General features: G+C 70.6%; 15 protein-coding genes. 8 read left to right on the top strand and 7 right to left on the bottom strand.

The features are described from left to right. Nucleotides 1-3: 3 nt before the first annotated feature. Together ACYVLJ_RS24535 and ACYVLJ_RS24530 are read left to right on the top strand one after the other, a co-directional pair. The gene (locus ACYVLJ_RS24535) at nucleotides 4-1,743 is read left to right on the top strand and encodes an ABC transporter permease (protein ID WP_460440485.1); all 1,740 of its coding nucleotides are present in this window, start codon (nucleotides 4-6) and stop codon (nucleotides 1,741-1,743) included. Between the two features lie 13 nt (nucleotides 1,744-1,756). Then, nucleotides 1,757-3,082: an ABC transporter ATP-binding protein gene (locus tag ACYVLJ_RS24530; RefSeq protein ID WP_460440484.1), complete on the top strand. Its 1,326-nt coding sequence runs from the start codon at nucleotides 1,757-1,759 to the stop codon at nucleotides 3,080-3,082. Between the two features lie 310 nt (nucleotides 3,083-3,392). Here the strand turns inward: ACYVLJ_RS24530 and ACYVLJ_RS24525 are convergent, their stop codons facing one another. Further along, nucleotides 3,393-4,133 carry a VIT1/CCC1 transporter family protein gene (locus ACYVLJ_RS24525; protein ID WP_460440483.1) on the bottom strand — a complete coding sequence of 247 codons (741 nt, stop codon included), beginning with the start codon at nucleotides 4,131-4,133 and terminating at the stop codon, nucleotides 3,393-3,395. 159 nt (nucleotides 4,134-4,292) lie between these two features. Here ACYVLJ_RS24525 and ACYVLJ_RS24520 point away from each other — a divergent pair, with 159 nt between their 5' ends. From ACYVLJ_RS24520 to ACYVLJ_RS24510, 3 genes are all read left to right on the top strand, one after another. Next, nucleotides 4,293-5,210 carry a BPL-N domain-containing protein gene (locus ACYVLJ_RS24520; protein WP_460440482.1) on the top strand — a complete coding sequence of 306 codons (918 nt, stop codon included), beginning with the start codon at nucleotides 4,293-4,295 and terminating at the stop codon, nucleotides 5,208-5,210. Between the two features lie 61 nt (nucleotides 5,211-5,271). Then, a complete protein-coding gene (locus ACYVLJ_RS24515; RefSeq protein WP_460440481.1) occupies nucleotides 5,272-9,261 on the top strand; it encodes a non-ribosomal peptide synthetase family protein in 3,990 nt (1,329 codons plus the stop codon). A gap of 331 nt (nucleotides 9,262-9,592) precedes the next feature. Then, a complete protein-coding gene (locus ACYVLJ_RS24510) occupies nucleotides 9,593-9,829 on the top strand; it encodes a hypothetical protein (RefSeq protein ID WP_460440480.1) in 237 nt (78 codons plus the stop codon). A gap of 187 nt (nucleotides 9,830-10,016) precedes the next feature. Here the strand turns inward: ACYVLJ_RS24510 and ACYVLJ_RS24505 are convergent, their stop codons facing one another. Next, nucleotides 10,017-12,707 carry a PKD domain-containing protein gene (locus ACYVLJ_RS24505; RefSeq protein ID WP_460440479.1) on the bottom strand — a complete coding sequence of 897 codons (2,691 nt, stop codon included), beginning with the start codon at nucleotides 12,705-12,707 and terminating at the stop codon, nucleotides 10,017-10,019. Between the two features lie 604 nt (nucleotides 12,708-13,311). Between ACYVLJ_RS24505 and ACYVLJ_RS24500 the strand changes: the two genes are divergently transcribed. After that, nucleotides 13,312-14,133 (top strand): ZIP family metal transporter, encoded by an 822-nt coding sequence (locus ACYVLJ_RS24500; protein ID WP_460440478.1) that lies wholly within the window; start codon nucleotides 13,312-13,314, stop codon nucleotides 14,131-14,133. Between the two features lie 166 nt (nucleotides 14,134-14,299). After that, nucleotides 14,300-15,031 (top strand): SDR family NAD(P)-dependent oxidoreductase, encoded by a 732-nt coding sequence (locus tag ACYVLJ_RS24495; RefSeq protein WP_460440477.1) that lies wholly within the window; start codon nucleotides 14,300-14,302, stop codon nucleotides 15,029-15,031. An 81-nt stretch (nucleotides 15,032-15,112) separates the two neighbouring features. On the opposite strand, the gene ACYVLJ_RS24490 is transcribed toward ACYVLJ_RS24495, so the two are convergent. Beyond that, a complete protein-coding gene (locus ACYVLJ_RS24490; protein WP_460440476.1) occupies nucleotides 15,113-15,526 on the bottom strand; it encodes a GlcG/HbpS family heme-binding protein in 414 nt (137 codons plus the stop codon). Between the two features lie 188 nt (nucleotides 15,527-15,714). Between ACYVLJ_RS24490 and ACYVLJ_RS24485 the strand changes: the two genes are divergently transcribed. Continuing rightward, on the top strand, nucleotides 15,715-16,017 hold the full coding sequence (locus tag ACYVLJ_RS24485; protein WP_451985804.1) for a putative quinol monooxygenase: 303 nt from the start codon (nucleotides 15,715-15,717) through the stop codon (nucleotides 16,015-16,017). A 29-nt stretch (nucleotides 16,018-16,046) separates the two neighbouring features. On the opposite strand, the gene ACYVLJ_RS24480 is transcribed toward ACYVLJ_RS24485, so the two are convergent. From ACYVLJ_RS24480 to ACYVLJ_RS24465, 4 genes are read right to left on the bottom strand one after another with little or no spacing between them, the layout of a single operon-like run. Further along, on the bottom strand, nucleotides 16,047-17,207 hold the full coding sequence (locus ACYVLJ_RS24480) for an alpha/beta hydrolase family protein (protein WP_451985802.1): 1,161 nt from the start codon (nucleotides 17,205-17,207) through the stop codon (nucleotides 16,047-16,049). Nucleotides 17,208-17,217: 10 nt separating this feature from the next. Further along, nucleotides 17,218-17,940 (bottom strand): SDR family NAD(P)-dependent oxidoreductase, encoded by a 723-nt coding sequence (locus ACYVLJ_RS24475; protein WP_460440475.1) that lies wholly within the window; start codon nucleotides 17,938-17,940, stop codon nucleotides 17,218-17,220. Continuing rightward, nucleotides 17,937-18,824, bottom strand: coding sequence for a fumarylacetoacetate hydrolase family protein (locus ACYVLJ_RS24470; RefSeq protein WP_460440474.1), 888 nt, complete (start codon nucleotides 18,822-18,824; stop codon nucleotides 17,937-17,939). Before ACYVLJ_RS24470 ends, ACYVLJ_RS24475 begins: the two co-directional genes overlap by 4 nt. After that, on the bottom strand, nucleotides 18,824-19,750 hold the full coding sequence (locus tag ACYVLJ_RS24465; RefSeq protein ID WP_460440473.1) for a VOC family protein: 927 nt from the start codon (nucleotides 19,748-19,750) through the stop codon (nucleotides 18,824-18,826). The genes ACYVLJ_RS24470 and ACYVLJ_RS24465 overlap by 1 nt, the downstream gene beginning before the upstream one ends. Between the last annotated feature and the right edge of the window lie 4 nt (nucleotides 19,751-19,754).

Raw genomic sequence — 19,754 nt, 5'->3', positions numbered from 1 at the left:
CCGATGACCCTGCTCCGCACCTTCCCGACCGAAGGCGTGCTCGCGCGGCCGCGGCGCACGCTCGCCGACGTCGCCGTGTTCCTCGGCGCGGCCGCGTTGCTGTGGCTGATCGTGCGGCTGGCCCACGGGACGGCGGTTCCGTGGACACCGGCGACCGCACCGTCCACAGTGTCCACGGATCCAGCCGAACTCCCCTACTACGCCGGGCGTTCGCTGCTGCGGATGTTCGCCGCGCTGGTCTTGTCGATCCTCTTCACGTTCGCCTACGCCACCGCCGCGGCGCGGCTGCGGCGCGCGGAGAAGGTCCTGCTGCCGGTGCTGGACATCCTGCAGTCGGTGCCGATCCTCGGGTTCCTGTCGGTGACGATCACCGGGTTCATCGCCCTGTTCCCCGGCTCGGAACTCGGGCTGGAATGCGCGTCGGTCTTCGCGATCTTCACGTCCCAGGCCTGGAACATGACCTTCGCGTTCCACCACTCGCTCGTGTCGCAGCCCCGCGAACTGGACGAGGCCGCCCGCGACCTGCGCCTGTCCCGCTGGCAGCGGTTCTGGCGGGTGGACGTGCCGAGCGGGATGATCCCGCTGGTCTGGAACGGGATGATGAGCTTCGGCGGCGGCTGGTTCTTCCTCACCGCCTCCGAAGCCCTCAGCGTCAACAACCGCTCCTACGCGCTGCCCGGCATCGGTGCCTACGTCGCCGCCGCCTCCGACGAGGGGAACCTCGGCAGGGTCCTGCTCGCCATCGCCGTCATGATCGTCATGGTGGTCGGGGTGAACGCCCTGTTCTGGCGCCCGCTCACCGCCTGGTCCGAACGATTCCGCATCGAGCAGTCCGAAGCCGCGCACGCGCCCCGCAGCGTCACCCTCGACCTGCTGCGCCGCTCCCGCATCCCGGCACTGCTCGGCCGGGCCTTCGGGCCGCTGGTGGCTCCGCTCGACCGCATGATGGCCGTGTTCGGCCTGGCCGAACACCCGCTGCGGGTCTCCCCCGTGCGCCGCCGTACCGGCGACGTCGTCTTCGCCGTCGCGATCCTCGCCTTGATCACCTACGGCCTGATCCAGGCCGTCACCTTCGTCGTGCACACCGCCGGATTCGGTGAGGTCGCGCACGCGTTGTTCCTCGGGCTGATCACCTTCGGCCGGGTGCTCGTGCTGGTGGCGGTCGCGACGGTGGTGTGGGTGCCGGTCGGGGTGTGGATCGGGCTCAACCCGAAGGTGTCCCGGCTCGCGCAGCCGGTGGTGCAGGTGCTCGCGAGCTTTCCGGCGAACTTCCTGTTCCCGCTCATCACCGCGGTGCTGGTGGCCACCGGGATTTCCCTGGACTGGGGCGGCATCCTGCTGATGGCGCTGGGCGCGCAGTGGTACATCCTGTTCAACGTCATCGCCGGGGCGTCGGCGATTCCGAACGATCTGCGCGAAGCCGCCGCCAACCTGCGGCTCCCGCGGAAGCTGTGGTGGCGCCGGCTGGTCCTGCCCGCGATCTTCCCCAGCTACGTCACCGGCGGCATCACCGCCGCCGGCGGGGCGTGGAACGCCTCCATCGTCGCCGAGATCGTCTCCTACGACGGGCTCACCCTCACCGCGACCGGGCTGGGCGCGTACATCAAGGATGCCACCAGCGCCGGGAACGCCGGACAGATCCTGATCGGTGTCGCCGTGATGAGCCTGTACGTCGTCGGCGTCAACCGGCTGTTCTGGCGGCGCCTGTATGCCCTGGCCGAACGCCGCTTCTCCCTGTCCTGAAACGAGGTTCCCCGTGTCCCGCTCCGAAGTTCTCGTCGCCGTCGAGAAGGTCAGCAAGAGTTTCACCGGCCCGGCCGGCGATGAGCTGCGCGTGCTCGACGACATCACCCTCGACCTGCGCGCCGGTGAGATCGTCGCGTTGCTCGGCCGCTCCGGCTCCGGCAAGTCCACGCTGCTGCGGACCATCGCCGGGCTGATCGGCCCCACCACCGGCAGCGTCCGCTACCGCGGCACCGAGCTCAACGGCGCCAACCCCGGCACCGCCATGGTCTTCCAGACCTTCGCGCTCATGCCCTGGCTGACCGTCCAGGACAACGTCGAACTCGGCCTGACGGCCCAGGGGATCCCCCCGGCCCGACGCCGGGAACGCGCGCTCAAAGCCATCGACATGATCGGCCTCGACGGGTTCGAATCCGCCTACCCCAAGGAACTCTCCGGGGGCATGCGCCAACGGGTCGGCTTCGCCCGCGCCCTCGTGCTCGAACCGGACCTGCTGCTCATGGACGAGCCGTTCTCCGCCCTCGACGTCCTCACCGCCGAAAACCTCCGCACCGAGCTCATGACGCTCTGGGCGCAGGACGGCTTCCCCACGAAGGCGATCTGCATCGTCACGCACAACATCGAAGAAGCCGTCCAGCTGGCCGACCGCGTCCTGGTCCTCGGCGCCAACCCCGGGCACCTCCGCGCCGAGGTCACCGTCGGCCTCGCCCGCCCCCGCGACCGCAAGGCCCCCGCGTTCGCCGCGCTCGTCGACCGGCTCTACGACCTGCTCACCGGCCGCGAGCCCGGCGAGACCGTGCCCGAGCCCACCCAGGCCACCCCCACCGCGCGCCCCCTGCCGGCCGCGTCCGTCGGCGGGCTCGCCGGGCTCGTCGAGATCGTCTACGCCCGCGGGGGCCGCGCGGACCTGCCCGACATCGCCGCCGAAATCGGCTTCGAAGTCGACGACCTGCTTCCCCTGGTCGACGCCGCGGCCATGCTCGACTTCCTGTTCGTCGCCGGCGGCGACCTGCACCTCACCCCTACCGGGGAAACGTTCACCACCGCCGACATCCAGGACAGCAAGAAGATCTTCGCCGAGCAGGCCCGCGATCGTGCTCCCCTGGTGCGCACCATCTACAAGGCACTGGCCGCCAGCGCCGACGGGAACCTGCGGGCCGGGTTCTTCCTCGACCTGCTCCGCCGCGGCTTCTCGCCCGAGGACGCCCAGCAGCAGCTCAACACCGCCATCGACTGGGGCCGCTACGCCGAGCTGTTCGACTACGACACCGACTCCGGGCAGATCACCCTCGACCCGGCCCACTGGGCGGCTCCGGCCGCACGTCGGGCGTCTGCGTGAGAACCGGACGGGGCGCCCGGAACCGGCACCGGGCGCCCCGCCGCCGTGCCATCCTGGATCCCGGACGTCGAGAGGAGACCGCCGTGCGGATCGTCACGACCACGCTCACCGCGGGCGTCCTGCTGGCCGCCGTCGCGGCCTGCACCCCGGCTCCGTCCGGCCCGCAGCGCCTGTCCTGTCCCCGGAGATCGTCGCCGACCCGGCACTCAGCGCCCACACCGACCCCTGCGCCGAGGCCGACCGCTTCGCCGGGACTGTCGTCGGCTACCAGGGGCACCGCGCGCCCTGACCGCTGGGATCGGGGCCGACGTCAGGCCGCCGGGGCGCCGATGAGCTGGCCGATGCCGAAGGTGACCGCGACGGCCAGCCCGCCGAGGACGAGCTGGCGAAGCCCGGACCGCAGGAGCGGCCGGCCCGTGAGCTTGCCGACCGTCATCCCGCCGGCCAGGAGCGCGACCGCGGTGATGACCAGCGACGCGACGAGGGTCCGGCCGCCGACGAGGTAGGGCAGCAGCGGCAGCAGCGCCCCGACCGAGAACGCGACGAACGACGCTCCGCCGGCCAGCAACCCGGACGGCAGGTCGTGGGGATCGACGCCGAGCTCTTCGCGCGTGTGCAGGCGCAGGGCCTGTTCCGGGTCGCGGGCGACCGCTTCGGCCATGGTCGAAGCGGTCCGGCGGTCGGCGCCGTAGGAGACGAAGCGGTCGACGAGCTCGTCGTGCTCCTGCTGCGGGAACCGGGCGTGCATGTCGGCCTCGAGGGCGACCTCGGCGTGCACGAGCTCGTTCTGGTTGGTGACCGAGACGTACTCACCGGCACCCATGGAGAACGCCCCGGCGACCAGCCCGGCCAGGCCGGTGAGCACGATCGTGTGCGGCGCGACCCCGCCGCCGCCGACGCCGGCGATCAGGGAGGCGTTGGTGACCAGCCCGTCCACCGCCCCGAACACAGTCGGCCGCAGCCAGCCGCCGGAGACGTCCCGGTGGCGGTGCGCCCAGCCCGATCCGGCCCCCGGCCTCGACGAGCGTGAGGCCGGGTCACGTTGAGTCATCACACCCGCGATTCTTGCCGAGCCCGCCGTGCCTCGCGCGCCGAGCCGCGGGCGCGAGGTTCCCGACAGTGAGCATTAAGACGACACGGACGATTCACCCACAAATTTCCTTCATATTTCCGTGCCTGTCACTTACGTCTCATAACCACAACTCTCTCAGTGTCCTCACAGCAGCTGATCCATAACCTACCGTCGCCGCTGGCACCGCAGGAAAAATCAGACCGAGGAGCAGGAAGCTTTGCCGCCCCACCAGTCCGGAAACGTCACGTGACGAGACCTTCTCGACCAACGGGAAATCTCACGCTGAAGCGCCGGCAGATCATCGCGGTCGCTTGCGCGCTGGGCGGGCTCCCCGCGGTGACCGGGTGCACCACGCCCGACGCCGAGCCGAAAACCCTTTCCACCAATGCGGAATCGGGCGCGCTAGCACTGGTCTACCGCGGCCCCGCGACCGACGCGGACTGCGCCGACGCACTGGCCGGCCTCCTCCGCGATTCCCCGGTCGGACTCGACGTTCACTTCGCCGGTCCGGGGGAACGAATTCGCCTCTCCGAGGAAACTCTCGGCAAAGCCGGGCTCTACGCACAGCCCGGGGGCGGTGACCTCGACGACGGTTACCGGCACATGCGGGTTTACCGCGACCTGATCCGCGCTTATGTCGAGGGCGGCGGGACATATCTCGGGATTTGCCTCGGCGGTTACCTCGCCGGCGCCGACCCCGGATTCGACCTGTTGCCGGTCCCGGTCGACCAGTACGTCACCTCCGAGGCGGCCACGGTGCACACCGAAGAGGACACCGTCGTGCAGGTCGACTGGAACGGCCGGCGGCAGTGCCTGTACTTCCAGGACGGACCGGCGTTCCTCCCCGGCGCCCCCGCGACGTCCGAGATCGTCGCCACGTACCCGAACGGCCTCGCCGCCGCGCTGATCGCGCGCTTCGGCCGCGGGCTGGTCGCCGTGTCCGGTCCGCACGTGGAGGCGACCGCCGACTGGTACCGGGCGTACGACCTCGACCAGCCCGACGGTGCGCTCCGAGCGCTCGGCTTCGACTTCGTGCGACGGCTGGTGCGGACCTGACCGCACGGGCCGTATCGCCCTTTCCCGACAGTTGCACCACCGCCACACAGAACGGAACCCAGTGAGCGAGGACCTCTCGATCTCCCTCGAGGACACCGCGCGCTTCGGCACGGTCCCCCTCGGCAGGCCACGACCGGGACGGCTGCACGAGTTCTTCGAGCGCGCGTGCGACGAAACACCGGACGCCGTCGCCCTGGAGTGCGGCACGCACCGGCTCACCTACCGCGAACTGGACGCGCACGCCAACCGGATGGCCCACGTGCTGATCCGCCGCGGCATCGGCCCCCACGCGCGAGTGGGCATCCTGGTACCCCGCTCGGTCCCGATGTACGTGACGCTGCTCGCGGCCCTGAAGACCGGCGCCACGTTCGTCCCGATCGATCCGGCGGCCCCCGCGGACCGCGTCGCCTACGTCGCGGCGGACGCGGCGCTCGACCTGCTGGTGGTCACCCCCGAGCTGGAAGCCGCCGCGCGCGGCGCCGGTTGCCCGGTGCTGCGGCCCGGCGACCTCGCCGCCGCCCTGCGCCAGGCCAGTGCCGCCCGGCCGAGGCTGTGGCCGGCCGGCGACGAGCCGTGCTACGTCATCTACACCTCCGGCTCCACCGGCCGCCCCAAGGGCGTCGCGGTCGGCCAGGCGAGCATCTGCAACTTCATCGATGTCGTCGCCGGTATCTACGGGGTTCGGCGGACCGACCGCGTGTACCAGGGCATGACGATCGCGTTCGACTTCTCGATCGAGGAGATCTGGCCGACCTGGGCCGCGGGGGCCACGCTGGTCGCCGGGCCGACGGGGGCCGACCGCATCGGCACCGGCCTCGCCACTTTCCTGGCCCGCGCCCGCATCACGGTCCTGTACTGCGTCCCCACGGTGCTGGCCACCGTCGATGCCGAGTTGCCCGGTATCCGCACCCTGCTGGTCGGCGGCGAAGCCTGCCCGGCCGAGCTGGTCCAGCGCTGGAGCCGGCCAGGCCGGCGGATGCTGAACACCTACGGACCCACCGAGGCCACCGTCACCGCGACCTGGTGCGAGCTGCGGCCCGGTCGCGCCGTGACGATCGGCCGGGCCCTCCCGACGTACCGGATCGTGCTGCTGGACGAGGACCTGCACCGGGTCCCCGACGGCACGGTCGGCGAGATCTGCATCGGCGGCCCCGGCGTCGCGGCCGGCTACCTGAACCGGCCGGAGCTGACCGCCGAGCGGTTCCTCGACGACCCGCGGATCACCGGCGGCGGCCGGCTCTACCGCACCGGCGACCTCGGGCGGGTGCTCGCCGACGGCGAGATCGAGTACCTCGGCCGCGCCGACAGCGAGGTGAAGATCCGCGGCCACCGCATCGATCTGCAGGAGATCGAAAGCGTCCTGATGGAACACCCGCGGGTGGCGGTCGCGGCCGTCGCCCCGCATCCGGACGCGCCGACCGAAGACCTCGTGGCGTACCTGGGTCTCCCCCGCGCCGGACACGACCGCGACGCGATCATCGGCCGGCTGGGCGACACCCTGCGGCAGCGGCTGCCGCCGGCGATGGTGCCCGCCTACGTCGACACCCTCGACGAGCTCCCGATGATGCCCAGCGGCAAGGTCGACCGCGCCCGGCTGCCCCGCCCGTCCGGCGCCCGTTTCCACCGCGGCCGCGCACCGTCGGTGGCCGCGGCCACCCACGCCGAACGGGCTCTCGCCACGGTGTGGGCCGAGCTGTTCGGCACCACCGACGTCTCGGTCACCGCCGACTTCTTCCTCGACCTGGGCGGGCATTCGCTGCTGGCCGCGCGGGCGGTGTCGATGCTGCGCGACCGTGGCGTGGCTCCCGGCGTGTCCGTGGCCGACATCTACGCACACCCCACCATCCGCACCCTCGCTCCCACCCTGCCCGAGCGGACGGCCCGGGCGCCGCGTGATCCCGCGCCTCGCGTGGACCGGCGAACGACCACGACCCGCCTGTTCGGGTGCGGCGCGGCGCAGGTCGGCGCGCTCGGCGCGCTGCTCCTGCTGCTCGGTGCCCCGGTCGCGGTGGTGCTCGGGTCGTCGGCCGGGGTGCTGTCCCTCGGCACCATCTGGACCACGATCGCGGCCGCGGCCACGACCTACGTCGTCGGGCGGTTCGGGCTCCCGGTGGTCGGAGTACGCCTGCTGTCACGCCGGGTGCGCCCGGGTGACTATCCACTGTGGAGCGCCGCCTACCTCCGGGTGTGGCTCATCCAGACGCTCCTCGCGCTGGCCCCGCTCACCACGATGAGCGGGAGTCCACTGCTGCCGTGGTACCTGCGGCTGCTCGGCGCCCGAGTGGGGCACGGCTGCCAGCTCATGAGCGCGAACCTGTCACTGCCGTCGATGCTGACGATCGGGGACGACGTCAGCGTCGGCTACGGCGCGCACCTGCAGACGTACCGGGTGCTGGACAACCGGCTGCACATCGCGCCCGTGGTGCTCGAAGATCACGTCTTCGTCGGAGCGAACGCGGTCGCCGGGCCGGGCGCGGTGCTCGGCGCCGGCGCGGGTTTGGCCGAGATGTCCGCCGCCGCGGCCGGGCAGCGCATCCCGCCGGGGCAGTACTGGTCCGGTTCGCCCGCGCAACGCCGCGCGCAGGCCGACCCGCTGGTCGCCGCGTTGCGCTCACGCGTGAGCCGCGCCCCGTCCCGGCCGTTGCTGGCCGGATACGGCGCGGCGTGGCTGCTGGTCGAGCTGGTGCCGCTGCTCTTCCTCGCGCCGTCCGTCGCGCTCGGCAGCTGGGCCTACCTGACGGACGGCGTCGCGGGTGGCTGGTGGGCGTGCCTGCTGGCCGGCCCGGTGTCGGTGGGCACCACGTGCCTGGTGGTGTTCACCGGCAAGCGGCTGGTGCTGCCGACGACCCCGCCCGGCATCCACCCGGTGGCCTCGTCGTTCGGGGTGCGCAAGTGGATCGCGGACAAACTCCTGCAGGCGAGCCTCGCCGCGACGAACTCGCTCTACTCGACGCTGTACACACCGGGATGGCTGCGAGCGCTCGGGGCCCGCATCGGCCCGCGCGCGGAAGTCTCGACCGCCTCCCAGCTCGACCCCGGCCTGCTCACCCTCGGCGCAGAAAGCTTCGTCGCCGACATGGCCGCCGTCGGCTCCGCCACCTACTGCCACGGGCACGTGGCGCTGGCCGGCACCACCGTCGGCCGTCGCTCGTTCATCGGCAACGCCGCGTTCCTGCGTTCGGGCGCCGCCGTCGGGGACGGTTGCCTGATCGGCGTGCACACCCGCGCGCCGGAGGACGGCAGCCCGGACGGCACTTCCTGGCTGGGCACCCCGCCGATCCGGCTGCCCCGCCGCCAGGACAGCGGCTCGTTCGCCGACGAGCTCACCTTCCGGCCCACCCGGCTGCGCGTGCTCGAACGACTGGTGATCGAGTTCTTCCGCATCGTCGTGCCGGGCAGCCTGCTGGCCGCGGCGGGTTATCTCGTGCTGCTCGTGCAGCTGTGGGCGGCCCGCGTGGCGGGACCGGTCGCGGCGGTCGGCGCCACCCCCGTCGCGAGCCTGCTCGGCGGCATCGGGGTGGTTCTCGCGGTCGTCGCCGTCAAATGGCTCGTCGTCGGTCGTTACCGGCCTCGGGTCGAGCCGCTGTGGAGCCGGTTCGTGAGACGCACCGAGTTCGTGACCGCGCTCTACGAGACGGCCGCCGTGCCCGCGCTGCTCTCGTCGCTGGCCGGTACGCCGCTGCTCGGCCCGGCGCTTCGGCTGTTCGGTGCCAAGATCGGCCAGCGGTGCTGGATCGCGACGACGTTCCTGACGGAGTTCGACCTCGTCCGGCTCGGAGCCGGTTCTTGTGTCGGTGCCGCGACGTCGTTGCAGACGCACCTCTTCGAAGACCGCGTGATGAAGATGTCCACTGTGGACGTGGGCGCCGGGGCGAGCATCGGCGCGCGCACAGTCGTGCTCTACGACAGCGAGGTCGGCAGCGACACCACCGTTGACGCGATGTCCTTGGTGATGAAGGGAGAAATGCTCCCGGCGAGCACGGCCTGGCGGGGCATTCCCGCCCGCGCGGACGCCGTGACGGGCAGGGAGGAAGTAGTCCACGAAATCTGACTGCCGGTCCGAGTGACGCCGTGGGTCCGCCATCGGCGAGGCCCGCACGCCCTCCTCCAGTCGAGTACTCCGGCCCGGCACTGGGGCAAACCGGCCGAGTGGATGCTGCCCGGGTTGGCGTCCCGGGCCGGCCGACTCGCCGGTGAACTGCGGTCACGTCTGCCGGTGCGGACCGGAGGCAGGTCCTCGATCAGGGCCCACTGATCGTTCCGGTCCGGTGGACGGGCGATCCACTCCGGCCACGACACTGTGATCACCTGCACCACAACAACATCGACTACCGGCCCGATGCGTCCCAGGCGGCCCGGATCGCTGCCGCCTCGCGTTCGGCTTGGCGCTTGCCGATGCCGAGAGCCTGGGCGGCGATCTGAAATTCACCCAGGACTGCGCTACCGGAGTTGAGGTCGCCGTCGACCCCGCCGGCTCGGCAGTGCTCGTTCGGCAGGCGGCCTCGCGCGATCAGCGCATCGCCGCGGCTCAGGTGCAGATCCTCAAGACTCCCACGACTTTGCGCCTCACCCGACCGGACGGGACCGTGAGCACGGTCGCCGTCCGGCCGGGCGCCTGAACGGCTGATTACCGGCTGTTCAGCCGGTCGACATCGCCTGGCCACCGCGTTCGTCGAGTACCAGCTGACGTCGGGTCAATGAGACGGTGCCGAACTTGGCCGCCATGCCGGCTGACGCCTCCGGGGAGCATCCGAACAGAAGCCGCCCCGGGGACGCGGGTCCCCGGGGCGGCCGGTCTGCTTCCGCTCAGCTCACGGTGATCGCGGTGTCGTCGAGGACGAAGGACGTTTGTCTCGTGTAGTCCTCGGCTCCCGTGAACTTGAGGGTGATCTGCTGGCCCGCGTAGGGGGCCAGATCGAAGGTTTTCTGGCTGTAGCCGGTGTTGTGATCCAGGTTGGAGTACGTCGCCAGTGTCGCCGCGACAGTTCCCGCGCTGGTGAGCACCTGCACCTTGAGCGTGTCGTACTTGGTGGTCGTCGTGGTTTCGGCTGTGTCGACGTGCTGCCAGTAGCTCAGCTGGTACGTGGAGCACCCGGACGGCAGGGTGACGGGCTGGGACAGCGTGTCGGTGTGCGCCGAGCCGTAACCGTCGAGCCAGGCGTCCCAGTTGCCGGTGTGGGCGGGTTCGGCGGTCTTGCTGGCGATCACGCCGGACGTGGTCGTCCACGGCGCCGCGCTTCCGGTTTCGAAGCCCGGGTTGCCGAGCAGCTGCCTGGATGTGCAGCCGCTGGGGGTGGCCGGCGCCTCGGCGCTCTGTGCGCCCTCGCCGATCGAGTTCACGGCGCTGACCCGGTAGTAGTAGGGCTGTCCGTTGGTGAGACCGCCGTCGGTGCACGAAAGCACGGCGCCGAGGCTGCCGCAGCCGCCAGTGGTCAGCAAGGTTTCGCCGCCGCTCGCGGTACCGCGGTACACACGGTAGGACGTGATGTTGACGCCTCCGTTGCTCGCGGGCGCCGTCCAGTTCAGCGTCACCTGGCCGTTGCCCGGGGCGGCGGTGAGACCGGTGGGTGCGCCGGGTGGGGCCCCGGCGATGGGCGACGCGGTGACCTGCACGGTCGAGGTGGCGGTCTTCGCGGGCGACGCGCTGTCGGTCACGGTGAGCGTCGCCGTGTACGTGCCGGCGTTGTCGTAGGTGTGGGCGGGGTTCTGCGCCGTGCTCGCCGCACTGCCGTCACCGAAGTTCCAGCTGTAGGAGTACGCCGGTGTCCCGCCGGTGGCAGTTCCGCTGAACGCGACGGTCAGCGGAACCTGGCCGGACGTCGGTGCGGCGGACGCGGAGGCCGCGAGCGGCTGTCCGACCGCGCCGACTGCCACGGCGACGCTCGACGTGGCCGTGTGCGGCGGCGAAGCGCTGTCGGTCACGGTGAGCGTCGCCGTGTAGTTACCGGCCGCGTTGTAGGTGTGACTGGGATTCTGCGCCGTACTGGCCGCCGACCCGTCGCCGAAGTTCCAGCTGTAGGCGTACGGCGCCGAGCCGCCGGTCGCCGAGCCCGTGAACGACACGGTCAGCGGCGCGTTCCCGGTCGTCGGCGACGCGCCGGCCGTGGCCGACAACGGGGTGGCGCCTTGGATCCACAGGTCCTCCAGCGGGTCCCCGAGCGCGGCCTGGTCCGCGGAGGTCATGGGGAAGGTGGTCAGGCCGAGGTTGCCGTTCGGGTCGATGGCGCCGGGCGAGACGTTCTGCAGGGTGCGCTCCATCGCGGCCAGCACGTTGTTGGTGCTGTAGGCGACGTGCGAGACGTAGCCCTGCTTCATGTACTTCGGCGAAGCGACCACGACCGTCGGCACGCGGTAGGTGTTGCTGATGTGGTCGGGGCCGTTGCTGCCGTTCTGGGTGTCGTCCTCGGTCACCACGATCACCGTGTTGTCCTTGTACGACGTGTTGTTCATGAGCGAGTCGACGACCTGTTTGGTGACGGCGTCGTTCTTCGGGATGTCCTGGTAGGTCCCGGGGTGGTCGTTGAACAGCTCGACGTAGGAGTAGGCGGGCAGGCCGTTCGTGGAGACGTAGTTCAGGAAGCCGTCGCCGATGACCTGGTCGTCGTCGTTCTGCGCCTTGCAGGTGTAGTTGTTGTAGTTCAGCAACTCCGGCACGGACGTGCCCGGCCGGTTGACCGGGAGCACCTCGGGCTTGCCGGTACCCGGGTTCTTCCACTCGCCGCTGCCGCTGCTCAGCATCCAGTAGAAGTCACCGTTCATGACGTACGGGTACGGGCCCGTGCCCGTCGTCGTGCCGGTCTGCGTCGCGCACGGGTCCGTGCCGAGGCCGCCCGGACTCGAGACGCCTTTGAGGAAGCGGTCGAACTGCGTCCCGGTGGTGGCCGGGTAGGGCTGCTGCTGGGAGCTGGACTGGGACTGGGCGGAGAAGAGCCACCAGTGGTTCGGGCCGCTCGGCGGCTGCGTGCCGGTGCTGTAGGCGTCCATCAGCGCGTTGTTCTTGGCGAGTGTGTGCAGGTTCGGGACCGAGCTGATGTGGTTCGTGCTCTGCACCGCGCCGTGGCAGCCGGCCTGCACGGTGGTGGCGCAGTCACCGAGGTAGTCGTCGAAGGTGTGGTTCTCCCGGACCAGCACGACGAAATGGGTGAACGGCGGGAAGTAGGGCGCCAGAGGATTCGACGCGGTCGTGGCCAGCGGCTGCACGAGGCCCGACCGGTTCGCGAAATTCTTCGGTTGCGGGAACTGCGTGAATTCGACGCCGGGTGCCGCGAAGGTCGCGCCGCTGCAGTCGTAGTCGTCCCCTTTGTAGGACTGTGGCCGATTTCCTTCCGGAAGGTCTTTGGCGTCGTCCGGGTCGCCGCCCGGCTGCCAGTTCTTGAGCGTGCACGAGCCGACGCCCGTGTGCGGCCGGGCTCCCGCGCTGACCGGGCCCAGTCCGAGCCCGCCCAGCAAGAGCACGACACCTGCGATGATCGCCAACCGCGACTTCCGTCTGTTCATGGGTTCTCCCCGGCAGAGTCCTCGGCGAAACGGCGGTCGACGGCCGCCGAAATGGCATGGTCCGGACCGGACCTGCCCACCACAACCACCCTCAGTCTGGAATTCCTGCCGTGGCCGCTATTTTTAGCGTCCGCTAACTTTCGGAGCGCTCTGGCTTTGATTCGGAAACGTCGTATCGGCCGCTTCGACCCCGGAGATTTCCGCGTACGTCACCCTGGAGACGTTGCGCGCTCGCCAGCGGCCGTGCTTGAACCTTCGTCGGCGACAGCGTGAACACGCGCCGCGCGATGGTGGCGCACGTAAACCCGGTGACGCTTTGAACAACGTGGTCGGTTCGGCCCGCGAAGTCGCCCTTCAGGACACCCCCTGCCAACCCATTTCCACCGGAGTTCGGTAGCCGTTCGATGGCCTCCGGCCGTCCGGTCACTTCAACCGGCAAGGACAGTCTTGCCCGCAAGACGTTTACCTGCCGTGAGCAATTCTCTTGCCTCGTTCTCACTTTCGTCCATTCCGGACAGACAAGGTTTGCCTCACCTCTTTGAGGACAGGCTTTCCTGAGTTACGGTCATCGAGCCAGCCCGTTTCGACACCTTCAGGAGCTCGCATGTCGCCCGCCCAGATCGCCCTCCTCGGCGCCGTCTCGGGGTTGACCATCTTCCTCGGCCTCCCGCTCGGCCGGCTGCGGGCGGAGCTGCCGCGCACGAAGACGCTCCTCAACGGCACGGCCACCGGCATCCTGATCTTCCTGCTCTGGGACGTCCTCGCTCACGCGTGGGAACCGATCGACACCGGGCTGAGCAAGGGTGAAGTCGGCTCCGTGCTCGGGAACGGCGCGGTGCTGGCGGTCACGTTCGGCGCCGGGCTGCTCGGCCTGGTCCATTTCGATCAGGCCGCCGGCCGCACCGCGTCCCGACGGCGGGCCTTCGGTCCCGGCGCCGCGGCGGTCGGCGAGCTCAGCGCGCCGGCCGTGCGCGACCCGGGCGCCCGGCTGGCCATGACGATCGCCGCCGGCATCGGGCTGCACAACTTCGCCGAAGGCCTCGCCATCGGCAGTTCGGCCGCCGCGGGCGAACTGAGCTTGGCCGTGCTGCTGGTGATCGGGTTCGGCCTGCACAACGCCACGGAAGGCTTCGGCATCGTGGCCCCGCTGACCGGCAGTCGACCTTCCTGGGGCCACCTCGCGTTGCTCGGCCTCATCGGCGGCGGCCCCACGTTCCTGGGCACTCTTGTCGGGCAGGCCTTCGTCAACGACACCCTCTCGATCGCGTTCCTCGGCCTGGCCGCCGGATCGATCCTCTACGTCGTGACCGAACTGCTCTCGGTGGCACGCAAGGCAAATCTCAAGACCACCACCACGTGGGGCCTGTTTCTCGGCCTGTTCCTGGGTTTCGCCACGGACGCGGTCATCACCGCCGCTGGGGCGTGAACTCCGTCTCATGCAGATGGCCAGACTTGTGAAAGTCCCTTGAGGACAAGTCGAGCGATCACTCTGCACCGGCCGGGGAGCAGGGCAGGATCGGTGGCCGAGCGCACATAGGTTCTCCCTGCGGTCGCGGATGCGCGCACGGCGAGGAGATGGCCATACTGGCGGCATGCGGATCTTGATCACCGGGGGAACCAGCGGTCTCGGATGGGCGATGGCGAAGGCGCTTCGGGTCGACGGGCACCACGTCGTGCTCACCGGGCGTGACGCGGATCGCGCGGCGACGACCGCCGCCGAGATCGGTGCGAACGGGATCGCGATGGATGTGCGCGACGCGGTCTCGGTGCGGGCCGGGCGTGACCGGGTCCTCGACCTGTTCGGCGGGCTGGACGTGCTGATCAACAACGCCGGAATCGGGATGCGCACGGTCAACCCGCGGTTCCTGACCGAGCCGCAGCCGTTCTGGGAGGTCTCCGAGGCCGGGTTCGACGAAGTGGTCAAGACGAACCTGACCGGCTACTTCCTCGTCGCGAAGGCTTTCGTGCCCGACCTGCTCGCTTCGCCGGACGGCCGGATCATCAACGTCACGATGAACCACGAGACCATGCGCCGCGCCGGGTTCGTCCCTTATGGCCCGTCCCGTGCCGGTGCCGAATCACTCTCCCGGATCATGGCCGCCGATCTCGCAGGCACCTCCGTCCGGGTGAATCTGCTGCTCCCCGGCGGCGCCACGGTCACCGGGATGATCCCGGACGGCTCGGTCGACACCTCGAAGCTGCTCCCGGCGGACGTAATGGCCGCGCCGGTGCGCTGGCTGTGCTCGCCCGCAGCCGACCAGGTGCACGATGAACGCATCGTCGCCACCGAGTTCGACGACTGGCTCCGCCACCGGCGAAGCTGACCTGCCGGCCCCACCCGGGCGGCGGGTGCCAGCACGCAGCGGTAGCCGCGTCGGCGGCGCTGATCACGGTCTGGCTGGTCGTCAGAAGGCCGTCGCCGCGGCGTCGGCCACGGTCTGGTCCTGCTCGCCGCTGCCGCCGCTGACGCCCACGGCGCCGACGATCCGGTCCCCGTGCCGCAGCGGGACCCCGCCCGCGAAGATCATGACGCGTCCGCTGTTGGAGGCGTTGATCCCGAAGAACTGCTCACCGGGACCCGCGCTGGCGGCCAGGTCGGCGGTACTGATGTCGAAGGCCCGGGACGTGAAGGCCTTGTTGATGGAGATGTCGACGCTCCCGATCCAAGCCTCGTCCATCCGGATGTGCGCGACGAGGTTGCCGCCGGCGTCGACGACGGCGATGTTGCTGGGCGAGCCGATCTCAGCGGCCTTGGCCTCCCCCACGGCGATGACTCGCCGGGCGTCCTCCAAGGACACGGACTCCGTCTTGATGGTCATGACCAGGGCCTTCCTGCTGTGCGTACCGGTGGCGAACCCACAGCTTGGTGTCGTCCGACCCCGCGCGCCTCCGCCCGGCAGGTCGACAACCACGCTCAATATCGGGCCCGGCGGGCTGATGCGCCGTCCGCCCACACCACCCGATGCTGAATCCGGTCCGGAGATCGAACGCACCGCAGGAGGTCGACATGTCCGTCACAAAGGGGCTGCTGGTGACGCTGGAAGCGCAGCCGGGCAAGGAAGCCGACGTCGAGGAATTCCTCAACACCGGCCGCTCGCTGGTCGAGGACGAGCCGGCCACCTACCCCTGGTTCGCCGTCAAACTCGGACCGACGACCTACGCGATCGTGGACTTCTTCCCCGACGACGCCGGCCGGACGGCCCATCTGGAGGGCAAGGTCGGCCAAGCACTCGGGGCGAGGGCCGCCGAGCTGTTCGCGAAGCCGCCGGACATCGCGCAGCTCGACGTGCTGGCTTCGAAGCTGACGTGAAGGGGACCGAGGACAGCCCCGAGGCGCCTTCAGGAGCCGACGGTCGCGAAGGTGTCGGTGACCCAGTCGGCGATGAAGGTGCTGACATGGGGCAGGTGGTCGAGTCCGATGTGCTCGGTCGCGCCCTCCTCCGCGGTGAACACCCGCAGTTCCCGCCGGGGTGAGTTGACGGCTTGGTCGTAGGAGCGGTGGGCGTACTCCAGCGGGATCTGCCGGTCGTTCTCGCCGTGGGCGACCAGGAAGGGGACGGTGATCTTCTCGACCACGCCGTCGAGGTGCACGCCGTCGGCGAAGGTGATGAACGTGTCCAGGTCGTCGTGGCCCCACACCCACAGCACGTGCTCCCAGTAGTGCGGGACCGGTCGTTCACCTTCGCGTTCGAGGCGGCGGCGCTGGACCGCGCCCCAGTTGTGGTTGGCGCCCCAGGCGACGCAGAGCGCGAACCGCTTCTCGAACGCCGCGGCGCGGGGTGCGTAGTAGCCGCCGAGGGACCAGCCGACGATCCCGATCCGGGCTTTGTCCACTTCGGACCGCGTCTCGAGCCAGTCCACGGCCGCGCCCGCCCAGGCTTCGGCGTCGATGCGGGCGGTGAGTCCCTGCAGGCGCAGGGCTTCACCAGTGCCGGGCTGGTCGAGCATGAGGCACGTGATCCCCCGGTCGGCGAGTTCGCGCCAGTGCGCCGAGGTGTACATGTGTTCCTTGGTCGAGTCCAGGCCGTTGACCAGGACGATCACCGGCGCCGGCCCGGCATCGGTGGCCGGGGCGAGGGAAAGGTAGGCCGGCAGCGTCGTGCCTTCGTACGGGATCGCCACCCGGGAGATCCGCCGGTCGCGCAGGTCGAAGGCCTTCTGCGCGAGTTCGAGGACCCGGCGGTAGGTGGGCAGCCGGTTCGGGTCGGAGTGGGCGAGCATGCGCTCGGCCTGGCAGAGGTAGTTGGTGGCCCGGAAGTACAGGTCGCCCGCCGTGCGGGTGTGCCCGGCCTGCTCGGCCTGCCCGGCCTGGGCCACGAGCTGGTCGGTGAGCGCGGTCCAGGCCCGCAGGAAGTCCGGCGTTCCGGCATCCGAGCCCCGGGCCGCGGCTTCGCGGAGGGGCCGGCAGGCGCGGTCGACCTCGTCGATCAGGCCGCCGCTGTTGAGCGCGGCCACCACGCCGAGGTTCCACACGTAGTTGCCGGGGAAGTATTCGAACACGGGGTTCCCTTCAGGTTCGGGCGGCTTCGCTGATCGACTTGACGCCGCCGTGCGCGGTCATGCCGCCGTCGACGGGGATCTCGGCGCCGGAGATGTAGGAGGCCGCGTCACTGATCAAGAACGCGGCGAGCGCGGCGACGTCCTCGGGGGTGCCGGTGCGGCCGAGCGGGGTCTCGGCGACGTTCGCGGCCCGGAACCCGGGTGGCGCCGAGGCGGTCATCGGGGTGTCGATGTACCCGGGGTGCACGGCGTTGACGCGGATGCCCCGGCCACCGAGCTCGAGGCAGGCGGCCTTGACGAAGCCGCGCAGCGCCCACTTGCTCGCGGTGTAGGCGAGCGGGTAATGCCCGGTCAGCGCCGCGGCCGAACCGGTCACGACGATCGACCCGCCGGACGGCATCAGCGGCACCACCGCCTGCACCGCCCGCAGGACGCCGCCGACGTTGACGTCGTGCACGTGCGCCAGGTCCGCGGGGTCCAGTTCGCCGAGCCGCGCCCGCCAGGTGACCCCGGCCGCCGCGACGAGCCCGTCGACTCGCTCGAGGCCCGCGGTGAGCCCGGCCCAGCCGGCGGCGTCGGTGACGTCGAGCCGGCGGATGTCGACGCCGGGCAGACCGGGGTCTTCGGCGCGGTCGATCCCGATCACCCGGACGCCGTCCGCGGCCAGCAGCCGCGCGGTCGCCGCGCCGATGCCCTGGCCCGCACCGGTGACGACCACGACCTTGCCGGTCACCTCGACCGCTTCCGCGGCCGGGGCCGGGCCGGGCGGACCGGCGGCAGGTCGAGGCCGGGAACGACGGTGTTGCGGATCGTCCCGATGCCTTCGACCGTCATCTCCACGACGTCACCGGGCCACAAGGGCTCCTGCGTGCCACCGCGGCCCCACAGCTCCGCCAGGCAGCCGCCGTTGCCGCAGGTCCCGGAGCCCAGGACGTCGCCGGCGCGCAGCCGCGTGCCCCGGCCGGCGTAGGCGGCCAGTTCCTCGAACGGCCAGCCCATGTTGGACAGCAGGTCCTGTCCCGCTTCGACGCCGTTGACCGTCACCCGCATGTCCAGCGCCAGGAAGCCGTCCGCATCGCGGTACGGCTCGAGTTCGTCGGCCGTGACGAGCCACGGCCCGAGCGTCGTCGCCGAGTCCTTGCCCTTCGCGGGGCCGAGGTTGACCTTCATCTCGCGGCGCTGGAGGTCGCGGGCGGACCAGTCGTTGAGGATCGTGTAGCCGAAGATCCCGTCGGGGCCCAGGACGGCGGCGACCTCCAGTTCGAAGTCGAACAGTCGCGAGCCGGGCGGAACCGGAACGTCGTCGTGCGCGCCGATCAGGGCGGCGGGGTTGGTGAAGTAGAATGTCGGCGCCTCGTACCACTCCGGGGGCACGGGACCCGGCGCGACCATGCCCTCGACGTGCTCCTCGAAGGCGACGAAGTCCCGGACGCTCGGCGGGTCGAGCGGCGGCAGCAACCGCACTTCGGCCAGCGGCACGGACGGCCCACCGGCGACAGGCCGGGCGCCGCGGACCACGTCCAGCACGGTCACCCCGGCCGGGAACTCGTGGACGCCGTCGCCGGCCACGACGCCCGCGTGCACGGTTCCGCCGTGCTCGTAGGTGGCGAAGCGCATCAGACCGGGGGCGCCACGAACAGGCCCTTGTCGGGGTCGTTGAACGACTTCCGGGCGACGAACTCGTTCATCGCGTTCGCCGTGCCCCACTGGTCGGACACCTCGGGGTCGCTGAAGTCGTGGACGTGCGGGTGCCAGGTGTCCTCGTCGACCAGCTCCAGCTCGGTGGTGTACTCCATCGTGTTGCCGTGCGGGTCGAGGAAGTAGCTGAACGTGTTGTTGCCCGCGAGGTGCCGGCCGGGTCCCCAGATCTTCTCGATGCCCGCGCGCAGGAGCCGTCCGGTGCCGCGCATGTACTCGTCGAGCCCGCGCATCTCGAACGACACGTGGTGCAGCGACGGGTGCGGGCAGCGGGCGATGGCCATGCTGTGGTGCCACGAGTTCACCCGCAGGAACCACATCATCTCCCCCATGCGCGGGTGCATGAGGACGTCGGACAGCCGGAAACCGAGGTGCTTTTCGTAGAACGCCCGGGTGGCCTCCGGGTTCGCCGAGTTGATCACCACGTGCGACAGGCGGACCGGGATCGGCTCGCCGGCCTCGATCCTGCGGTGGGCGCGGACGGCGACGTCGGCACTGATCTCGATGGTGCGGCCCTCGTTGTCGAAGAACCGGAACCCGTGGCCCCCGCCCGGGGTGTGCAGTGTCCGTGGCTCGTGGACGAGGGTCACCCCGGCAGTGGCCAGGCGGGCAGCGAGACTGTCCACATCGGATGGTGTGGCGACACCGAAGGCGATCAGGTCGATCCGCTTGTCGTCGGCCTGGCGCAGCCGCACCACGTACTGCTCGGGCGAGCCTTCCGCGGCGAGGAACGCGACGCCGGTGTCGGTGTGCTCGGTCTTCAGGCCCCAGGCGCCGGTGTAGAAGTCCTGCTGGCGGGACAGGTCCGGCACGGCGAGGTCGACGTGCCGCAGGTGCGTGATCATCTCG

This window comes from Amycolatopsis stemonae, assembly GCF_054781455.1.
The sequence above is the reverse complement of the archived record's forward strand: the minus strand, read 5'-3'. Positions and strand labels throughout refer to the sequence as shown.

Excerpts from the sequence above, each read along its gene's own strand:
- ACYVLJ_RS24465 (WP_460440473.1), bottom strand. The coding sequence starts at position 19,750 with ATGATCACGCACCTGCGGCACGTCGACCTCGCCGTGCCGGACCTGTCC.
- ACYVLJ_RS24495 (WP_460440477.1), top strand. The coding sequence starts at position 14,300 with ATGCGGATCTTGATCACCGGGGGAACCAGCGGTCTCGGATGGGCGATG.
- ACYVLJ_RS24500 (WP_460440478.1), top strand. The coding sequence starts at position 13,312 with ATGTCGCCCGCCCAGATCGCCCTCCTCGGCGCCGTCTCGGGGTTGACC.
- ACYVLJ_RS24485 (WP_451985804.1), top strand. The coding sequence starts at position 15,715 with ATGTCCGTCACAAAGGGGCTGCTGGTGACGCTGGAAGCGCAGCCGGGC.
- ACYVLJ_RS24535 (WP_460440485.1), top strand. The coding sequence starts at position 4 with ATGACCCTGCTCCGCACCTTCCCGACCGAAGGCGTGCTCGCGCGGCCG.
- ACYVLJ_RS24505 (WP_460440479.1), bottom strand. The coding sequence starts at position 12,707 with ATGAACAGACGGAAGTCGCGGTTGGCGATCATCGCAGGTGTCGTGCTC.
- ACYVLJ_RS24490 (WP_460440476.1), bottom strand. The coding sequence starts at position 15,526 with ATGACCATCAAGACGGAGTCCGTGTCCTTGGAGGACGCCCGGCGAGTC.
- ACYVLJ_RS24525 (WP_460440483.1), bottom strand. The coding sequence starts at position 4,133 with ATGACTCAACGTGACCCGGCCTCACGCTCGTCGAGGCCGGGGGCCGGA.
- ACYVLJ_RS24470 (WP_460440474.1), bottom strand. The coding sequence starts at position 18,824 with ATGCGCTTCGCCACCTACGAGCACGGCGGAACCGTGCACGCGGGCGTC.